The following is a 16,897-nucleotide window of genomic DNA, read 5'->3' as shown; positions in this document are numbered from 1 at the left end:
CGCTGCATGGTCCGCCGGTCGTAATCCGGCCGACCCTGCAGCTATCAGAGAGGTGTAAACAAACCCTTCCGGCCTGTCGGAAACACCGCCTCAGCGCAGCGCGGCGCGCGAGCGCTGCACCGCGAGAATGCCGAGCGTTACGATGACCACGCCGATCACGTCGTAGCGCCCCATCGGTTCGCCCAGCAGCACTGCGGCCACCGCAACGCCGAAGAACGGATTGAGGAAATGGAAGGTCGCCGCCTGGATCGCCCCGATGCGTTCGACCAGCAGCACCCAGACGAGGGTCGCCGCCACACCGGGGATCAGGACGGTGTAGCCGAAGGCCACTACAAGCGTCCACGACCATGTGACCTCGGGGGTCTCGAGCGCGAGGGCGAACGGCCAGAGCAGCGCGCTGCCGACCAGCATCTGCAGTCCGACGATCATCATGATGTTGCCGCCCGACACGGCGCCGCGCACCGACATGGTCGCCGCAGCCAGAGAGAGCACGCCGAGCACGCATAGCATGACGCCCCACGGATCGGCCCCGCCCTGCAGCCGTGCGCCCATGATGATCGTGACCCCGAGCACACCGGCCAGAAGCCCCGCATAGCCCATGGGACGCAGCCGTTCACCCAACCAGAGCCAGCTCGCCAGCGCCACCACCAGCGGCATGGTCGATGCGATGATCGAGGCAAGCGAGGCCTCGACCGTCTGCATCGCGACGAAATTCAGCCCCAGATACAGGGCGTTCTGGCAGATGCCGAAGATGATGGTCGCCCGCCATTGCGCGCGGTTGAGCCGCCAGCTCTGCCCCAGCATCCGCGCCATCGCCACCGCGAGCAGGCCCGAGATCAGGAAGCGCAACGCCAACGAGCCCAAGGGCGGGGCGGCGGTCACGATGATCCGGGCCGAGGTGAAGGCCGACGACCACATGACCGCAAAGGCCAGCCCCATGAAGATTGCGCGCAAGTCCATTCCGTGCCTCCGTTTGTGCACACATGACCCGCCCTTGCCGGGAGGTCAATCAAGTCGCCCGCCTTGGCGGAGGCCCTCCGAGGACACCAAAAAAGGGCCCCGTCGGCACAAGGCGGACGGGGCCAGTCTGTGCCCGCGTATCGCGGGCACCGGCGGTGTCATTGTTCGGATTTCGGTAGGCTCAGTGTGGGCGCGCTGCCATCTCGGCGCGGATCTGCTGGCGCAGCACGTCGATCGGAACGGTTTTCCCGTCCTTGCGGAAATGCCAGTAGGTCCAGCCATTGCAGGAGGGCGCGCCCTCGAGATGGGCGCCGACCTGGTGGATCGAGCCCTTCACGTCCTCGCCCACCAGCGTGCCGTCCGCCCGGACCTTGGCGACCTTGCCCGTGGGCGAGACAAGCATCTCGCCGGGGCGCAGCATGCCGCGCTCGACCAGCTGACCGAAGGGCACGCGCGGCTCGGCGCGCTTGGCGCGGGTCACCTCGAGCGAGGACTTGTCGTAGGCGCGGATGTCGGCAAGGCGACGCTCAGCCACCTCGCGGTAGCTGGCCTCGCGCTCGATGCCGATCCAGTCACGCCCGAGCATCTTGGCCACGGCGCCGGTGGTGCCGGTGCCGAAGAAAGGGTCGAGCACCACGTCGCCGGGGTTGGTCGACCCGACGAGTACCCGGTGCAGCAGGCTCATCGGCTTCTGGGTCGGATGCGCCTTCTCGCCGTCGGCGGTCTTGAGACGCTCGCCGCCGTTGCAGATCGGCAGAACCCAGTCCGAGCGCATCTGGATGCCCTCGTTAAGGGCCTTCAGCGCCTCGTAGTTGAAGGTGTATTTCGCGCCTTCTCCCTTCGACGCCCAGATCATCGTCTCGTGGGCATTGGTGAAGCGCTTGCCCCGGAAATTCGGCATCGGGTTCGACTTGCGCCAGACCACGTCGTTCAGGATCCAGTAGCCGGCATCCTGCAGCGCGGCGCCGACACGGAAGATGTTGTGATACGATCCGATGACCCAGATCGCCCCGTTCGGCTTCAGCAGGCGGCGGGCGGCCTTGAGCCACTCGCGGGTGAACTGGTCGTAGACCGCGAAGCTGTCGAACTGGTCCCAGTCGTCGTCGACCGCGTCGACACGGCTGTTGTCGGGACGGTGCAGATCGCCGCGAAGCTGCAGGTTGTAGGGCGGATCGGCGAAGATCAGATCCACGGACTCCGCCGGCAGACTGTTCATCATTTCGATGCAGTCTCCGTCCAGAATCGTGTTGAGCGGGAGCGCTTGCGCACTCTTCGGTTTGGTCATCGCGTTCATCTCTGCCTCGGTCCCTGTGGTGCGTTCGGCACTCGTTGGTTGTGGACAAAAATGAGTCAAAGGCGATTCGGGGTCAATTTCTTTTTTGAATCAGTCACTTGTAGATTTGGCTTGCCACAAGATATTGTGTATCGGCCTGAAGGACCGTCTATGGTGAGGCGTCACACCAATATCTCGCAGCGCGTCCTTGTGCTTTTTCGACCCGTAGCCCGCGTTGGTCTCCCAGCCGTAGCCCGGATGTTGTTGCGCCAAATCCCGCATGAGGCGGTCGCGCCACGTCTTCGCGACGACAGAGGCCGCCGCGATGCTCACGGAGCGGCCGTCTCCCTTGATGATCGGCGTGGCCCCACAAGGCAGCTGCGGCGGCAGGAAGCGCCCGTCGACAAGCGCGTGGTGGACCGGACCGCGCAGCCCGGTGACCGCCCGGTGCATCGCGAGCAGGCTCGCCTGAAGGATGTTGAGCCGGTCGATCTCCTCGACGGTCGCCACGCCAAGGCTCACGTCGGCGCATTCCCACAGCCAGCCGGCCAGCCGCGCGCGGCGCTTGGGCGAAAGCTTCTTGGAGTCGTTCAGGCCCGGCGGGATGCAGTCGGGATGCAGCACCACCGCGGCGGCCACCACGGGCCCCGCGAGCGGTCCGCGACCGACCTCGTCCACGCCGGCCACGCATCGGCCATCTGCCCAGAAGGGCGCTTCACACGACTCGTCCGGTCCCGTCATGGCCCCAGAAACCCCAGCAGACGGCGCAACGCAAGCGATGCCGCTCGTCCTTGCCCGACGGCTTCGATATGGTCGCCCGCATGGAACGGGAAAGCGATCTCTACGCGCCGGTGAAGGCGCTTCTGGCGGCGCAGGGCTACGAGGTGAAGGGCGAGGTCGGCGCCGCCGACCTGGTCGCCGTGCGCGGCGGCGAAGAGCCGGTGATCGTCGAGCTGAAGCTGCGCATCTCGCTTGCACTGTTCCACCAGGCGGTGGCCCGGCTTTCGGTGACCGACGCGGTCTATATCGCGGTGCCGAAGCCCTCGGGCCGCAGCGCCCGGCGCGCGCTCAAGGACAATCTTGCGCTCTGTCGCAGGCTCGGGCTCGGTTTCATCACGGTCAAGGGCAAGCGCGCCGAGGTGCATTGCGACCCAGGCCCCTATGCCCCGCGTCGCAACAAGACGAAACGGGCACGGCTGCTGCGCGAGTTCCAGCGGATCTCGGGCGATCCGAACGACGGCGGGGCGACGCGCCACGGCATCGTCACGGGCTACCGGCAGGACGCGCTGCGCTGCGCCGCGCATCTGGCCGAGCACGGCCGCTGCCGGGGTCGTGATGTCGCCGCGGCCACCGGCGTGACCCCCGCGACCCGGATCATGCGCGACAACCACTACGGCTGGTTCGAGAGGGTCGACAAGGGCGTCTACGCGCTGACCGCCACCGGGCGCGCCGGCCTCGTCCACTGGGCGCACAGCTGGTAGCTCAGATCTCTTCGGTGCGCGCCGCCATCTCGGCCTCGAAGGCCGCCTCGGCCCGCGCGCGGTTCTTCGCCCGCCGCGCCGCGATCCGCTCGCGATTGAGCGTGTAGAGCCCCGAGGCCACGATGATCGCGCAGCCGACAAGCGTCCAGACGTCCGGCAGGTCTGCGAAGAGCAGGAACCCGTAGAGCGTGCTCCAGATGATCATCGAATACTGCATCGGCGCCACGACGACCGCCTGCGCGACATCCAGCGCCCGGATGATGAAGACCTCGCCCAACGCCGCGCAAAGCGCCATGGCGGGCGCGACCAGCCAGACCCACGAGACCTCCGGCGACTGCCAGACGAAGGCGAGCGGCACCGTGAGCAGCGCCGTCGAGGTGATCGAGGTGTAGGCCACGGTCGTCGCGATGCCGTCGTCTCCGCTCAGCACCCGCGACAGCACCTGCCGCATGGCAAAGGCGGTCGCAGCCGCGACGGTGATGAAGATCGCCGGATGAAAGACGCCCATGCCGGGGCGCATCACGATCAGCATGCCGACGAAGCCCGCCACCACCGCGAGCCAGCGGCGGATGCCCACCGGTTCGCCGAGAAAGAGCCCGGCGATGACGGTGATGATGAACGGCGCGATGAAGGTGACCGCGGTCGCATCGGCGAGCGGCACGTAGCGGATCGTCAGGATGAAGAAGGTGGCCGAGCAGGTCGTCAGCACCCCGCGCAGCACCTGAACCGCCGGGTGCCGGGTGCGCAGCACGTGCCCGCCGCGCATCGCCAGCATGATCATCACGCCGATGAAAAGACCGAGCTGGCGCATCCAGACCACCTGTAGCGGCGGGAACTCCGTCGTGAGCAGCTTGGCCATGGCGTCGGTCGCGCCGAAGCAGACGAACCCGAGCGTGATCAGGAGGATGCCCTTCATGTTGTCGGGGCCGCGCTGCTCGGACGAGCGCGGCACCTGCACGGAGGACGCGGGATGGGTGGGCATGGGGGGTCAACTCTGGATGGGAAGCGGCTTTGGCCGTTTGGTATACCAAACCACATCCGAGGCCCCAATGCCATGCCCGATCCGCGTCAGCAGGATATTGCTGTCCCGTCACCCCTCCCCTTTCACGGCGCCACGAAGTGAATAGGTCCGGTCGAGACGCTGGCGGGGACGCATTTTTTCGAGTTCCCGCTGGTTGACACGACTCGATGGGCTGCCTAGCTATGCGCCGTTAGCACTCCACCCAAGTGAGTGCTAACGGCCCTCGCGAGGGGGCCGTTACAGGGACAAACTTTGAGCAAGGAGCCTCGAAGATGGCATTCAAACCGCTTCATGACCGCGTGCTGGTTCGCCGCGTCGAAAGTGACGAGAAGACCAAGGGTGGTCTGATCATCCCCGACAGCGCCAAGGAAAAGCCCGCCGAGGGCGTCGTGGTCGCATGTGGCGAAGGCGCACGCAAGGACAACGGCGAGCTGATCGCGATGGCCGTTTCCGAGGGCGACCGCGTCCTGTTCGGCAAGTGGTCCGGGACCGAGGTCACGATCGACGGCGAAGAGCTGCTGATCATGAAGGAATCGGACATCCTCGGCGTGACCGAGGCCGCGTAAGCGCCGCTCCCCCATTTTTCGTCTGCAACGAAATTCAAATCAGGAGAACTGATCTATGTCTGCAAAGGACGTGAAGTTCGATACCGACGCCCGCAACCGGATGGTCCGTGGCGTGAACATCCTCGCCGACGCCGTGAAGGTCACGCTGGGCCCCAAGGGCCGCAACGTGGTGCTCGACAAGTCCTTCGGCGCGCCCCGCATCACCAAGGACGGTGTTTCGGTCGCCAAGGAAATCGAACTGGAAGACAAGTTCGAGAACATGGGCGCCCAGATGGTGAAGGAAGTCGCTTCCCGCACCAACGACGAAGCGGGTGACGGCACCACCACCGCGACGGTTCTGGCACAGGCCATCGTCAAGGAAGGCGTGAAAGCCGTTTCCGCCGGCATGAACCCGATGGACCTGAAGCGCGGCATCGACCTCGCAACCACCAAGGTCGTCGAGGCCATCAAGGCCGCCGCACGCCCGGTGAACGACTCCAACGAAGTCGCACAGGTCGGCACCGTCTCCGCCAACGGCGAAGCCGAGATCGGCAAGATGATCGCGGACGCGATGCAGAAGGTCGGCAACGAGGGTGTCATCACCGTCGAAGAGAACAAGGGCCTCGAGACCGAGACCGACGTCGTCGAAGGCATGCAGTTCGACCGTGGCTACCTGTCGCCCTACTTCGTGACCAACGCCGACAAGATGATCGCAGAGCTCGATGACTGCCTCATCCTGCTGCACGAGAAGAAGCTCTCGTCGCTGCAGCCGCTCGTGCCGCTGCTCGAGCAGGTGATCCAGTCGCAGAAGCCGCTGCTGATCATCGCTGAAGACGTCGAAGGCGAAGCGCTGGCGACCCTCGTGGTCAACAAGCTGCGCGGCGGCCTCAAGATCGCAGCCGTCAAGGCACCGGGCTTCGGCGACCGCCGCAAGGCCATGCTGCAGGACATCGCGATCCTGACCGGCGGCCAGGTGATCTCGGAAGACCTCGGCATGAAGCTCGAGAATGTCACCATGGACATGCTCGGCACCGCCAAGACCGTCACCATCACCAAGGACGAGACCACCATCGTCGACGGTGCAGGCGAGAAGTCGGAGATCGAGGCACGCGTCAGCCAGATCCGCACGCAGATCGAGGAAACCACCTCGGACTACGACCGCGAGAAGCTGCAGGAGCGTGTTGCCAAGCTCGCAGGCGGCGTCGCAGTCATCCGCGTCGGCGGCATGACCGAAGTCGAAGTGAAAGAGCGCAAGGACCGCGTCGATGACGCCCTGAACGCGACCCGCGCGGCCGTCCAGGAAGGCATCGTGGTCGGCGGCGGCGTTGCCCTCGTGCAGGGTGCCAAGGCCCTCGACGGTCTGGAAGGCGCCAACAGCGACCAGAACGCCGGTATCGCCATCGTGCGCAAGGCGCTGGAAGCACCGCTGCGCCAGATCGCAGAGAACGCGGGCGTCGACGGTTCGGTCGTCGCTGGCAAGATCCGCGAAAGCAACGACCTGAAGTTCGGCTACAACGCCCAGACCGACGAATATGGCGACATGTTCTCGTTCGGCGTGATCGACCCGGCAAAGGTCGTCCGCACCGCTCTGGAAGACGCCGCATCGGTCTCCGGCCTGCTCATCACCACCGAAGCAATGGTGGCGGACAAGCCGCAGAAAGAAGGCGCAGCTCCGGCCCCCGACATGGGCGGCATGGGCGGCATGGGCGGCATGATGTAATCTGCCGCTGCTCAAGCGACATCTGCCGTCTGACGGCAGGGCAAAGGGGCCTCCGGGCCCCTTTGTCATGTCCGGACCCCGGCGCCCTGCCTCTCGTTTTCTTGAGACGCGACAAGTGCTTGGTCCGGAACGGTCCTGTCCGCCGTCCCGTTGGGATGCAAACGCACCTTCAACGGAAAGGACATTCCATGAACCGCTTTAGCGAAAAGACCGTCGTCGTGACCGGCGCAAGCTCGGGCATCGGCGCCGCCACCGCCCGCCGCTTCGGCAGCGAGGGTGCAAACGTCGTGCTGGTTTCGCGCACGAAGGAAAAACTCGAGGCGGTCGCGAAGGACATCCCCTCGGCCAAGGTGGTGGCTGCCGACCTTTCGACGAAGGAAGGTGTCGAGACCGCCGCTGCCGGTGCGCGCGAAGCCTTCGGACAGGTCGACGTGCTGGTCAACAACGCCGGTACCGCCGTGGCAGGCAGCATTGACGACGTTGACGAGGACGGCTTCGAGACGGTCATGGAGACGGACGTCACCGGTGTCTGGCGCCTGACCAAGGCGCTGTGGCCGGACCTCAAGGCCAGCCAGGGCAACGTGGTGATGACCTCTTCCGTGTCGGGTACCGGCGGCGACTGGAACATGCACGCCTACAACACGGCCAAGGGTGCAATCACCAACCTGACCCGCGCGCTGGCGCTGGATGCGCGCGAAAGCGGTGTCCGGGTGAACGCGGTGAACCCCAGCTTTACCAAGTCCGAACTGACCGCCGACATGCTCGACAACGAAGAACTCGTCGCGAAATTCCGCGAGCGCATCCCGCTGGGCCGCCCTGCCGAGCCCGAGGACATCGGCGACGTGATCGCTTTCCTTGCTTCGGACGACGCGCGCTTCGTCAACGGCGTGAACCTGCCCGTGGACGGTGGGCTTTCAGCCTCCAACGGCCAGCCGCCGCAGGCCTGAGGCGCATATGCGCGCCCCTCGCGCCATCCGGCGCGGGGGCCATCGCGCGTTGTCGTTCGGAGTGACATCGCCTAGCGTCCTGCCATCGACACTCCGGAGACCGTTCTCGATGCGCAAGTTCCTGTTCGCCCTGCCCGTCTGGCTGATGCTCTCACCATTTGCCTCGGCGCAATGCGCGGGGCACGATCTGCGCGAGACGCTTACCTCCGCCGAACGCGATCGGCTTGACGCGCTTCTCGCCGAGATGCCCTACCCTGCCGGAAATCACTGGCGCGCCGAGAAGGACGGCGAGGTAATCCACCTCGTCGGCACCATGCATCTCAGCGACCCGCGCCTCGAAGCGCCGCTGGAGCGGCTGCGCCCCGTGGTGCGCGACGCCGGCGCGCTGTTGCTCGAGATGCCGCGCGCGCAGGAAAAGCAGTTGCAGGCGGCCGTGACGACGCAACCCGATCTGCTGTTCCTGTCAGACGCCACCTTGCCCGAACTGATGGATGAGGAAGACTGGCAAGCTCTGTCGAAGGCCGCCAAGGCACACGGCATCCCGCCCTTCATGGCGGCCAAGTTCCGCCCCTGGTATCTTTCGATGATGCTCTCGATGCCCGCCTGTGCACAGGAAGCGCTGCAGGAGCAGAATGGCTTCGACAAGCAGCTTGAGACCGTCGCCGAAAACATGGGCGTGCCGACGGTCGCGCTCGAGCCCTATGATGCGGCCTTTGCGATCTTCAACGCAGAGCCGGTCGAGGACCAGATCGAGATGATGACCGCGTCGCTCGCCGCCGAAAAACAAGGCGAAGACAGTTTCGCCACCACCATCGCCGCCTATTTTGACGAAGAGGCCGGCGAGATGTGGCACATGGCGCAGATCCTTCTGGAACGGCAGGACACCTTCACTGCCGAGGAGGCCGCGGAGGTCATGGAGGAGAGCGGCGAGGCGCTGCTCGCTCAGCGCAACCGGGCCTGGATCCCGGTCATCCTCAAGACGGCCGACAAGGCAGGGAAGCCTATCGTCGCCGCTTTCGGTGCCGCGCATCTGCCCGGCGAGGAAGGTGTTCTCAACCTTCTTGCAGAAGAGGGCTTCACGCTCACGCGCGAGCCCTTCTAAGCAGGCAAGGCGGGCGGCACGTCGCGGGCCGCCCGGCCATCGGTGGTCAGGCCGCGAGCCCGCGCCCTTTCAGCAGCGCCTCGACGCCGGGCATCCGCCCCCGGAAGCTGGTGTAGAGGTCTTCCGCCTCCCGCGAGCCGCCCTTCGAGAGAATGAACGCCTCGAGCTTGCGCGCCGTCTCCGGATCGAACGCGTCACCGGCCTCCTCGAAGGCGGCGAAGGCGTCTGCGTCCATCACCTCGGACCACATGTAGCTGTAGTAGCCGCTGGAATAGCCGTCGCCCGCGAAGACATGGGCGAAATGCGGCGTCGCGTGGCGCATGGTGATCGCCTCGGGCATTCCCATCCCGCCAAGGATCTCGGACTGCCGTGCCATCGGATCGGCGGGCGCCTTGCCGCTGTGGAACTCGAGGTCGACCATCGCCGAGGCGACGTATTCCACCGTCTGGAACCCCATGTCGAAGGTCGCCGCCGCGAGCACCTTGTCGAGCAGCGCCTTGGGCATCGGCGCGCCGGTGTCGGCGTGGGTGGCGAACTCCTCGAGCACGCGCGGCACTTCGAGCCAGTGCTCGTAGAGCTGGCTCGGCAGTTCCACGAAATCACGCGCGACACTGGTGCCCGAGACCGACCCGAACTCCACGTCCGAGAGGATCTGGTGCAGCGCGTGGCCGAACTCGTGGAAGAGCGTGCGGGCATCGTCGTAGGACAGCAACGCCGGCTTGCCCGCCGAAGGCTTGGCGAAGTTGCAGACGTTGACCACGATCGGTGTCTCGACCTCGGGCCGCTTGGCCTGGCTGCGCATGGCCGAACACCACGCACCAGAGCGCTTCGACGACCGCGCGAAGTAGTCGCCGATGAACACCGCCAGATGCTTGCCGTCGCGGGTGACCTCCCAGGCGCGGCAATCGGGGTGATAGAGCGGCACGTCGAGTGGCGCGAACTCCAGCCCGAAGAGCCGGTTGGCACAGGTGAACGCGGCTTCGATCATGCGGTCGAGCTGCAGGTAGGGCTTCAGCTCGGTCTCATCGAGGTCGTGCAGCTTCTTGCGGCGCTTCTCGGCGTAGTAGCGCCAGTCCCACGGTTGCAGGCTGTCGTTCACGCCGTCGGCGCGCAGCATCTCCTGCATCTCCTCGGCGTCGCGCAGCGCCTGCGCCCGCGCCGGTTCCCAGACCTGCATCAGCAGATCGCGCACCCGGTCGGGCGTGCCCGCCATCTCGGGTTCGAGCTTGAAATGGGCGAAGTCCGCGTAGCCGAGCAGCCCCGCGCGCTCCTCGCGCAAGGCAAGCACCTCGGCGGCGATCTCGCGGTTGTCGGTCTCACCACCGTTTGCGCCCCGCGCAGCCCAGGCGCGGAACGCCTTTTCGCGCAGGTCGCGGCGCGGCGAGAACTGCAGGAACGGGGTGATGAGCGAGCGGGAAAGGGTCACCACCGGGCCATCCTGCCCCAGCGCCTCGCCCGAGGCGCGGGCGGAATCCACGACGAAACCGGGCAGCCCCTCGAGATCGTCCTCGGCGAGCGGCATGAACCACGCGGACTCGTCCTTGAGCAGGTTCTGGGTGAACTGCGTGCCAAGCACCGCGAGACGGGATTTCACCTCTTTCATGCGGTCGGCCTCGGCCCCCCGCAGCGCCGCCCCTGCCCGCACGAAGCCGCGATGGGTCAGGTAGAGCACCCGCGCTTCCTCGTCCGACAGCCCGAGCGTGTCGCGCTTTTCCCAGAGCGCGGCGATCCGGGCAAAGAGCGGCTCATTGGCATAGATGGCCGAGCTGTGCGCGGCAAGCTTCGGGCTGAACTCGCGCTGCAGCGCCTGCCGGGTCTCGTTGCTGTCGGCTCCCGCCACCGAGAAGAAGGTCGACAGCACCTTGTCGAGCTGCTCGCCCGCGCCCTCCATCGCCTCGATGGTGTTGGTAAAGGTCGGCGGCTCGGGGTTCGCGGCGATGGCCTCTATCTCGTCGAGGTGCTCCTTCAGCGCGACCTCGAAGGCCGGGGCGAAATCCTCGTCGGAGATACGGTCGAAGGGCGCGATCCGGAACGGCGTGTCCCAGTCGGCCAGAAGCGGGTTGGTCATGGATGAAACTCCTTTCCTCCAATAGCTAGGCAACCGCTCACGCACCCGCAATGGGCCGCGCACCCGCCACGCAGGAAAGGGTCAGCCGCCGCAGACCGGACAGCCCTCGCGCCGCTTCAGGGTGATCTTGCGGGTCTCGCTCCAGAGCGCGTCGTAGATCAGCATTTCGCCCAGAAGCGGCTGGCCCGCGCCCGCAATGAGCTTGATCGCCTCCACCGCCATCATCGCGCCCACGACGCCCGGCAGCGGGCCAAGCACGCCGGCTTCGGCGCAGGAGGGCGCGAGCCCCGGCGCGGGGGCTTCCGGGAAGATGCATTCGTAACAGGGCGTGCCCTGCGCCGGAGCGAAGACCGAAAGCTGCCCCTCCCACTGGCTGAGCGCGCCCGAGACGAGCGGCTTGCCGGTCGCCACGGCGGCCCGGTTGGCAAGATAGCGCGTGTCGAAATTGTCGGTGCCGTCGAGGATCAGGTCGTAGTCGGCAAAGAGCGTCTCGGCGACCTCCGCATCGAGCCGGCGCTGGTAGGGGCGCACCTCGACATGCGGGTTCTGCGCCTCCATCGCCTCTTTCGCCGAGAAGACCTTGGGCATGCCGATGCGCGCGTCGGTGTGGATCACCTGCCGCTGCAGGTTGGCGTTCTCGACCACGTCATCGTCGATCACGCCGATCACGCCGACCCCGGCGGCGGCGAGATACTGCAGCGCCGGCGCGCCGAGGCCACCGGCCCCGATCACCAGCACCTTCGCGTCGCGCAGGGCCTTCTGGCCCGGACCACCCAGCTCACGCAGGACGATGTGGCGGGCGTAACGCTCGAGCTCGGCGCCCGAGAAACGGTCCTTGCGCGCGGCGGGCGCGGGCGGCTCGGGCTGTGTCGCGTCGGCCCGCGCCTTGACCCGCCGCAGAACGAAGGCATAGGCCAGCGCGATCGCCACGAACCCGCCGAGGATCAGCCAGGGCGCCGGGCTTTCGCCGGTCGCCATGCGGACGGGGTGGCCGTCGGGCAAGAGCACGTGCAGCGCCAGCACGATCACGCAGAGCAGCCCCAGCATGTAGGCCCGCGCCTGCTTCGAGGCCCCCATGAGCCGTCCGAGGCCCCAGATCGCGGCCGCCAGCGCAAGGACGAGAAGCATCAGCCGCGCCCCGTCGAGCCGAAGCCACCCGTGCCGCGCAGGGTGTCGGGCAGCGTCTCCACCACCGCAAAATGCGCCTGTTCGACGGGCGCTGCCACCATCTGCGCGATGCGGTCGCCATGGGCGATGACGAAGGGCGCCTCGCCGGCGTTCATCACGATCACGCCGAGCGGGCCGCGGTAGTCGCTGTCGATGGTGCCGGGGCTGTTCGGCAGGGTGATCCCGTGCTTGAGCGCGAGCCCCGAGCGCGGTCGGACCTGCACCTCCCAGCCCTCGGGGATCGCGAGGCGCAAGCCGGTGGGCACCAGCGCGCGCGCGCCGGGTTCAAGCGTAATCTCGCCCCGGTCGGGCAGGTTCGCCCGCAGGTCGGCGCCCGCCGCGCCCTCGGTCGCATAGGCCGGAAGCCCCAGTGCCCTGTCCGCGCCCTCGTCCCACATCACCGCAATCTCGACCACGTCTGCCCCTCTTGCTCTCTTCCGCTATCCACACAGCACTCAGTCCGCGCGCAGCGCCTCGGCGATCCGCGCCGCGAGGCGCTTTGCCACCTCGCGCTTGCCCATGCGCGGCCAGCTCTCGCTGCCCTCGCCCGAGATCAGCACCACCGCGTTCTCGCTGCCGCCCATGATCCCCGTCGCAGGGCTCACGTCGTTGGCGACGATCCAGTCGCACCCTTTGCGCAGACGCTTGGCCGTTGCGTGGGCCTCGACATCGTCGGTCTCGGCGGCAAAGCCCACGACCAGCGACGGGCGACCGTTCTCGAGCCGCGAGACCTCGGCAAGAATGTCCGGGTTCTCGGCGAACCCGAGCGTCGGCAGCGCACCGGCGACCTTCTTCATCTTAGACGTCGCGGCGTTCTCGACACGCCAGTCGGCCACCGCGGCAGCGAAGACGCCAGCGTCCACGGGCAACGCGGCCATCACCGCATCGCGCATCTCGCGCGCGGTCTCGACCTCGACCACCTGAACGCCCGACGGTCGCGGCGCCTCGGCCGGACCGGTGACGAAGATCACCTCGGCCCCGAGATCGCGCAGCGCCCCGGCAATGGCCGAGCCCTGCGCCCCCGAGGACCGGTTGGCGATGTAGCGCACCGGGTCGATGGGTTCATGTGTCGGCCCCGAAGTCACCAGCACGCGGCGCCCCCTGAGCGGCCCGTCCGCCAGCGCGGCCTCGACCGCCGCGACGATCTCGGGCACCTCCGAAAGCCGCCCCGGCCCGTATTCGCCACAGGCCATGTCACCGGACGCAGGACCGACCACGCGCACACCGTCGCCCTGCAGTGTCGCAAGGTTGCGCTGCGTCGCGGGGTGGTCCCACATCCGCACGTTCATCGCCGGGGCGATCATCACCGGCGTGTCGGTGGCCAGCAGAAGCGTCGTCGCGAGATCCCCGGCCAGCCCCTGCGCCATCTTCGCCATCAGGTCCGCCGTCGCAGGAGCGACCAGCACCAGATCGGCCACCCGGCTCAGCTGGATGTGGCCCATCTCGGCCTCGTCGGTGAGGTCGAAAAGGTCGGTGTAGACCTTTTCGCCGGCCAGCGCGCCGACCGAGAGCGGCGTCACGAATTCGCCGGCGGCGCGCGTCAGCACCGGCGTCACCGCCGCGCCGCGCTCGCGCAGGCGCCGGATCAGCTCAAGCGCCTTGTAGGCGGCGATACCGCCACCGATGATCAGCAGGATACGTTTGCCGGCCAGCATGTCGCGCGTCTCTCCCTCGCCTCCGTGGTCACGGTGTTACGGCGCGGACGGGGAAAACTCAATTGCCCGTGCTGTCCTCGAAGGCGGCGCAGGGATCTTCGCGGTCGGCCACGCCCTCGGACTGTTCGACGACATCGAAGCTGCCGCCGGGATCGCCGCCGTCCTCGCCCTGCCCCAGCGCCGCCACCTTGACCTCGGGGGCCGCCATAGCGACCAGCGCCGGAGCCCCCCAGTCGGTGCGGGCATGGCCGTTGCCAGTGATGACGACGACCGGCGCGCCGTGCATCGCCAGCGCTTCGAGCGCGGTCTCGGCAAGCCGCGCGTCGCGCAGCCGCTGGATGCCGACCATGACCGGCAGCATGTCGTCAGGGAGCGCGTCGCAATGCGCCGCCGCCTGAAGCGCCTCGCGCTCTTCCTGCTGCTCCGGCGGCAGAGGCTTGTCGAGCGCATAGAACCCCGCACTCGGGCCGAAAATCGCGTCGAGCGGCCTGTCCTGCGCCGCGCGGGCTTCCGCGCGCGGCAGCTCTGCCCCGAAGATCGCCGCCTCGGGGGCCGCCGCGAAGATCGGATAATACATCGAGAAGTCCGGCCAGCCGGTGTTTTCCCAGTCGAGCCGTTCGGCCAGCGCGACCTCGTCCTCGACGTCGCCGGGGCGGATCTGCGCGGACTGGTCCGTGGTCAGCATCTCGAATACCAGCGCGGTCGGCTGCAGCTCACGCACGAGTTCTGCCTGCCGGGCATGGTGCGCCGGGTTGTCGTGGGTCTCGCCGAGGAAGATCACCTCGGCCTCATCGAAAACGCTCCCCTGACCGAAGGCGGCGGGAGCGTAAAGGCCCAGCGCGAGAAGCGGGGCGAGGAAACTGAGGCGCATCATGCGAGGAAGTGTTGCACTTCCCTCGACTGCGCTTCAAGCGACTTGCGCATCTTGGTGAAGGCAGCCGCTTCAAGCTGGCGCACGCGCTCTTTCGACAGGCCGAGTTCCTGACCGAGGCTTTCCAGCGTGCGGGTCTCTTCGCGCAGCTTGCGTTCGCGCACGATGAAGCGCTCGCGCTCGTTCAGCGCGGTCAGCGCCGTCACCAGCCACTCGCGCAGCTGTGCGTTGTCCAGCCGGCCCTCGACAAGCTGGGCGCTCTGCTCGCCGTCGTCCTCGAGCGTGTCGATCCACTCGCGACCGTCCTCGTCGGTGGATTGCGTCGCGTTCAGCGAAAAGTCGGAACCCGAAAGGCGCCCTTCCATCATCTGCACGTCAGTCAGCGGCACGCCGATCTCTTCTGCGATGGCGGCCTGAAGCACGTGACGCTCCAGCGAGCGACCCTCGGCGGCGGCTTCGCGCTCGAGCCGGGCCTGAACGCGGCGCATGTTGAAGAAGAGCGACTTCTGCGACGAGGTCGAGCCGGTCCGGACCATGGACCAGTTGCGCATCACGTAATCCTGGATGCTCGCCTTGATCCACCAGACCGCGTAGGTCGAGAACCGCACACCGCGATCCGGGTCGAACTTGTCCGCGGCCTTCATCAGGCCAAGACCCGCTTCCTGGATCAGGTCGCCCATCGGCGCACCGTAACGCTTGAACTTGGCCGCCATCGAGATAGCTAGCCTCATGTAGGCGTTGATGAGCCGATGCAGCGCAGCCTCGTCCCGGTGATCACGCCAGGCGTAGGCGAGCTTGAGCTCGGTATCCGCATCGAGCAGCTCGGCCTTCATGGCGCGCCGCGAGAGGGTCTGGTCGTTGAAGGTCTCTGGTGTCATGGAACACTCCCCATCGAACTTGGACGGGGTGTCCCCGCCTTCTTCGCACAGTCATTCGGCGAGTTAACGCGCGAGATCCGGGAATGGTTTCTCGCGAACGCGCAGTTTTTTCCGCAGGCGGCAAAAGCTGGCCGACGCCGGGCGCGCTCGCTTGTCGAGCGGGCCAAAAGCGCCATGACATGTTGTGATTTGATGGCGCACAAACCGGAATTTCCCCGCGCGCCCCTGCCGTTGTAATCTGCCCGAAATCCCTTTGTTTCCGGAGACTTCTATGACGGACACGCTGTATCTCGGCGACTACACCTACTCGAGCTGGTCCTTGCGCGGCTGGCTTCTCATGGTGCGGTTCGGCCTGCCCTTCGATCCCGTGAGGGTCGATTTCAGCGAAGGACCGGTCGCGGATCAACTAACCGTGATCCCGCCGGCCCGAACGGTGCCCTGCCTCGTCACCGCGGACGGCGCGGTGATCTGGGACAGCCTCGCCATCGCCGAAGAGCTCGCCAGCCGCCATCCCGACGCGGGCCTATGGCCGCTCGACCCGATCGCCCGCGCCACCGCCCGCAGCATCGCCGCGGAAATGCACGCCAGCTTCGGTGCGCTGCGGTCGGACTGCCCGATGAACCTGCAGACGGGCTATGCCGATGTCGCACCGTCCGACGCCGTTCTCGCCGACGTCGCCCGGATCGAGACGCTCTGGGCTCATGCCCGCACGCGTTTCGGCGATGGCGGCCCCTGGCTTTTCGGCGCCTACACGGCCGCCGACGCCTTCTACGCCCCGGTCGCCGCACGCATCGCCGGCTACGGCCTGCCGGTCTCTTCCACGGCGCAGGACTACGTTGCCGCGCATCTCGCCGATCCGGCCTTTCGCCGCTGGCGCGCCATGGGCATCGCGAAGGCAGAGCATCTCGCGCGCTATGATCGGCCATTCAGGCAGATCGGCTGGCCAGGCCCAACGCCGCTGCCTGCGCGCGCCATTGAGACCGGCACGCCGGAGAATGACCTCTGCCCCTACTCGGGCAAGCCGATCACCCACCTGATGAACATTGACGGGCGCGTCTTCGGGTTCTGCAACGCCTTCTGCCGCGACAAGACCGTGGCCGATCCGCTGGCCTGGCCAGCCTTCGCGGCCCTCTTTGACGGTAAAGGCCGGAGCACCCCGGACCGCACGCCGAGCCGCATCCCGGACCGGAGTTAACCATTCGCTAACCT

16 protein-coding genes are annotated in these 16,897 nt (G+C 67.1%); 6 read left to right on the top strand and 10 right to left on the bottom strand.

The window, feature by feature from the left end; translation table 11 throughout:
* Positions 1-90: 90 nt before the first annotated feature.
* From D6860_RS21770 to D6860_RS21760, 3 genes are all read right to left on the bottom strand, one after another.
* Positions 91-960: a DMT family transporter gene (locus D6860_RS21770; RefSeq protein ID WP_076623392.1), complete on the bottom strand. Its 870-nt coding sequence runs from the start codon at positions 958-960 to the stop codon at positions 91-93.
* A gap of 181 nt (positions 961-1,141) precedes the next feature.
* Positions 1,142-2,254, bottom strand: a complete 1,113-nt coding sequence (locus D6860_RS21765; RefSeq protein WP_076623391.1) for a site-specific DNA-methyltransferase — start codon at positions 2,252-2,254, stop codon at positions 1,142-1,144.
* Between the two features lie 90 nt (positions 2,255-2,344).
* Positions 2,345-2,974, bottom strand: a complete 630-nt coding sequence (locus D6860_RS21760) for a ribonuclease HII (RefSeq protein WP_076623390.1) — start codon at positions 2,972-2,974, stop codon at positions 2,345-2,347.
* A gap of 80 nt (positions 2,975-3,054) precedes the next feature.
* On the opposite strand from D6860_RS21760, the gene D6860_RS21755 reads away from it, so the two are divergent.
* Positions 3,055-3,714 (top strand): DUF2161 domain-containing phosphodiesterase, encoded by a 660-nt coding sequence (locus D6860_RS21755; RefSeq protein ID WP_076625340.1) that lies wholly within the window; start codon positions 3,055-3,057, stop codon positions 3,712-3,714.
* A gap of 1 nt (position 3,715) precedes the next feature.
* Here D6860_RS21755 and D6860_RS21750 read toward each other — a convergent pair whose 3' ends face one another.
* Positions 3,716-4,696, bottom strand: a complete 981-nt coding sequence (locus D6860_RS21750; protein WP_017467511.1) for a DMT family transporter — start codon at positions 4,694-4,696, stop codon at positions 3,716-3,718.
* 311 nt (positions 4,697-5,007) lie between these two features.
* On the opposite strand from D6860_RS21750, the gene D6860_RS21745 reads away from it, so the two are divergent.
* From D6860_RS21745 to D6860_RS21730, 4 genes are all read left to right on the top strand, one after another.
* Positions 5,008-5,301 (top strand): co-chaperone GroES, encoded by a 294-nt coding sequence (locus D6860_RS21745; RefSeq protein WP_017467512.1) that lies wholly within the window; start codon positions 5,008-5,010, stop codon positions 5,299-5,301.
* Positions 5,302-5,356: 55 nt separating this feature from the next.
* Positions 5,357-7,000: a chaperonin GroEL gene (groL, locus tag D6860_RS21740; RefSeq protein ID WP_076623389.1), complete on the top strand. Its 1,644-nt coding sequence runs from the start codon at positions 5,357-5,359 to the stop codon at positions 6,998-7,000.
* Between the two features lie 188 nt (positions 7,001-7,188).
* The gene (locus tag D6860_RS21735; RefSeq protein WP_017468053.1) at positions 7,189-7,947 is read left to right on the top strand and encodes a meso-2,3-butanediol dehydrogenase; all 759 of its coding nucleotides are present in this window, start codon (positions 7,189-7,191) and stop codon (positions 7,945-7,947) included.
* Between the two features lie 109 nt (positions 7,948-8,056).
* Positions 8,057-9,049, top strand: a complete 993-nt coding sequence (locus D6860_RS21730; protein WP_076623388.1) for a TraB/GumN family protein — start codon at positions 8,057-8,059, stop codon at positions 9,047-9,049.
* 46 nt (positions 9,050-9,095) lie between these two features.
* Here the strand turns inward: D6860_RS21730 and D6860_RS21725 are convergent, their stop codons facing one another.
* The 6 genes from D6860_RS21725 to D6860_RS21700 all read right to left on the bottom strand — a co-directional run bounded on the left by D6860_RS21725 (position 9,096) and on the right by D6860_RS21700 (position 15,688).
* On the bottom strand, positions 9,096-11,117 hold the full coding sequence (locus D6860_RS21725; RefSeq protein ID WP_076623387.1) for a M3 family metallopeptidase: 2,022 nt from the start codon (positions 11,115-11,117) through the stop codon (positions 9,096-9,098).
* Positions 11,118-11,198: 81 nt separating this feature from the next.
* Positions 11,199-12,245, bottom strand: coding sequence for a HesA/MoeB/ThiF family protein (locus tag D6860_RS21720; protein ID WP_076623386.1), 1,047 nt, complete (start codon positions 12,243-12,245; stop codon positions 11,199-11,201).
* A complete protein-coding gene (dut, locus tag D6860_RS21715) occupies positions 12,245-12,682 on the bottom strand; it encodes a dUTP diphosphatase (protein WP_371683209.1) in 438 nt (145 codons plus the stop codon). Before dut ends, D6860_RS21720 begins: the two co-directional genes overlap by 1 nt.
* A 57-nt stretch (positions 12,683-12,739) precedes the next feature.
* A complete protein-coding gene (gene coaBC / locus D6860_RS21710) occupies positions 12,740-13,939 on the bottom strand; it encodes a bifunctional phosphopantothenoylcysteine decarboxylase/phosphopantothenate--cysteine ligase CoaBC (protein ID WP_076623384.1) in 1,200 nt (399 codons plus the stop codon).
* Positions 13,940-13,997: 58 nt separating this feature from the next.
* Positions 13,998-14,813 carry a ChaN family lipoprotein gene (locus tag D6860_RS21705; protein WP_076623383.1) on the bottom strand — a complete coding sequence of 272 codons (816 nt, stop codon included), beginning with the start codon at positions 14,811-14,813 and terminating at the stop codon, positions 13,998-14,000.
* Positions 14,810-15,688, bottom strand: coding sequence for an RNA polymerase factor sigma-32 (locus tag D6860_RS21700; protein WP_076623382.1), 879 nt, complete (start codon positions 15,686-15,688; stop codon positions 14,810-14,812). Before D6860_RS21700 ends, D6860_RS21705 begins: the two co-directional genes overlap by 4 nt.
* 271 nt (positions 15,689-15,959) lie before the next feature.
* Between D6860_RS21700 and D6860_RS21695 the strand changes: the two genes are divergently transcribed.
* Complete coding sequence (locus D6860_RS21695; RefSeq protein WP_076623381.1) at positions 15,960-16,883, top strand: glutathione S-transferase family protein; 924 nt, start codon at positions 15,960-15,962, stop codon at positions 16,881-16,883.
* Positions 16,884-16,897: the final 14 nt, after the last annotated feature.

Origin of the sequence: Salipiger sp. D13 (assembly GCF_003703915.1) — a bacterium.
Taxonomy (GTDB): Bacteria; Pseudomonadota; Alphaproteobacteria; order Rhodobacterales; family Rhodobacteraceae; genus Salipiger; species Salipiger profundus.
Note: the sequence above shows the minus strand (reverse complement) of the source record. Positions and strands in the feature narration are given on the sequence as shown.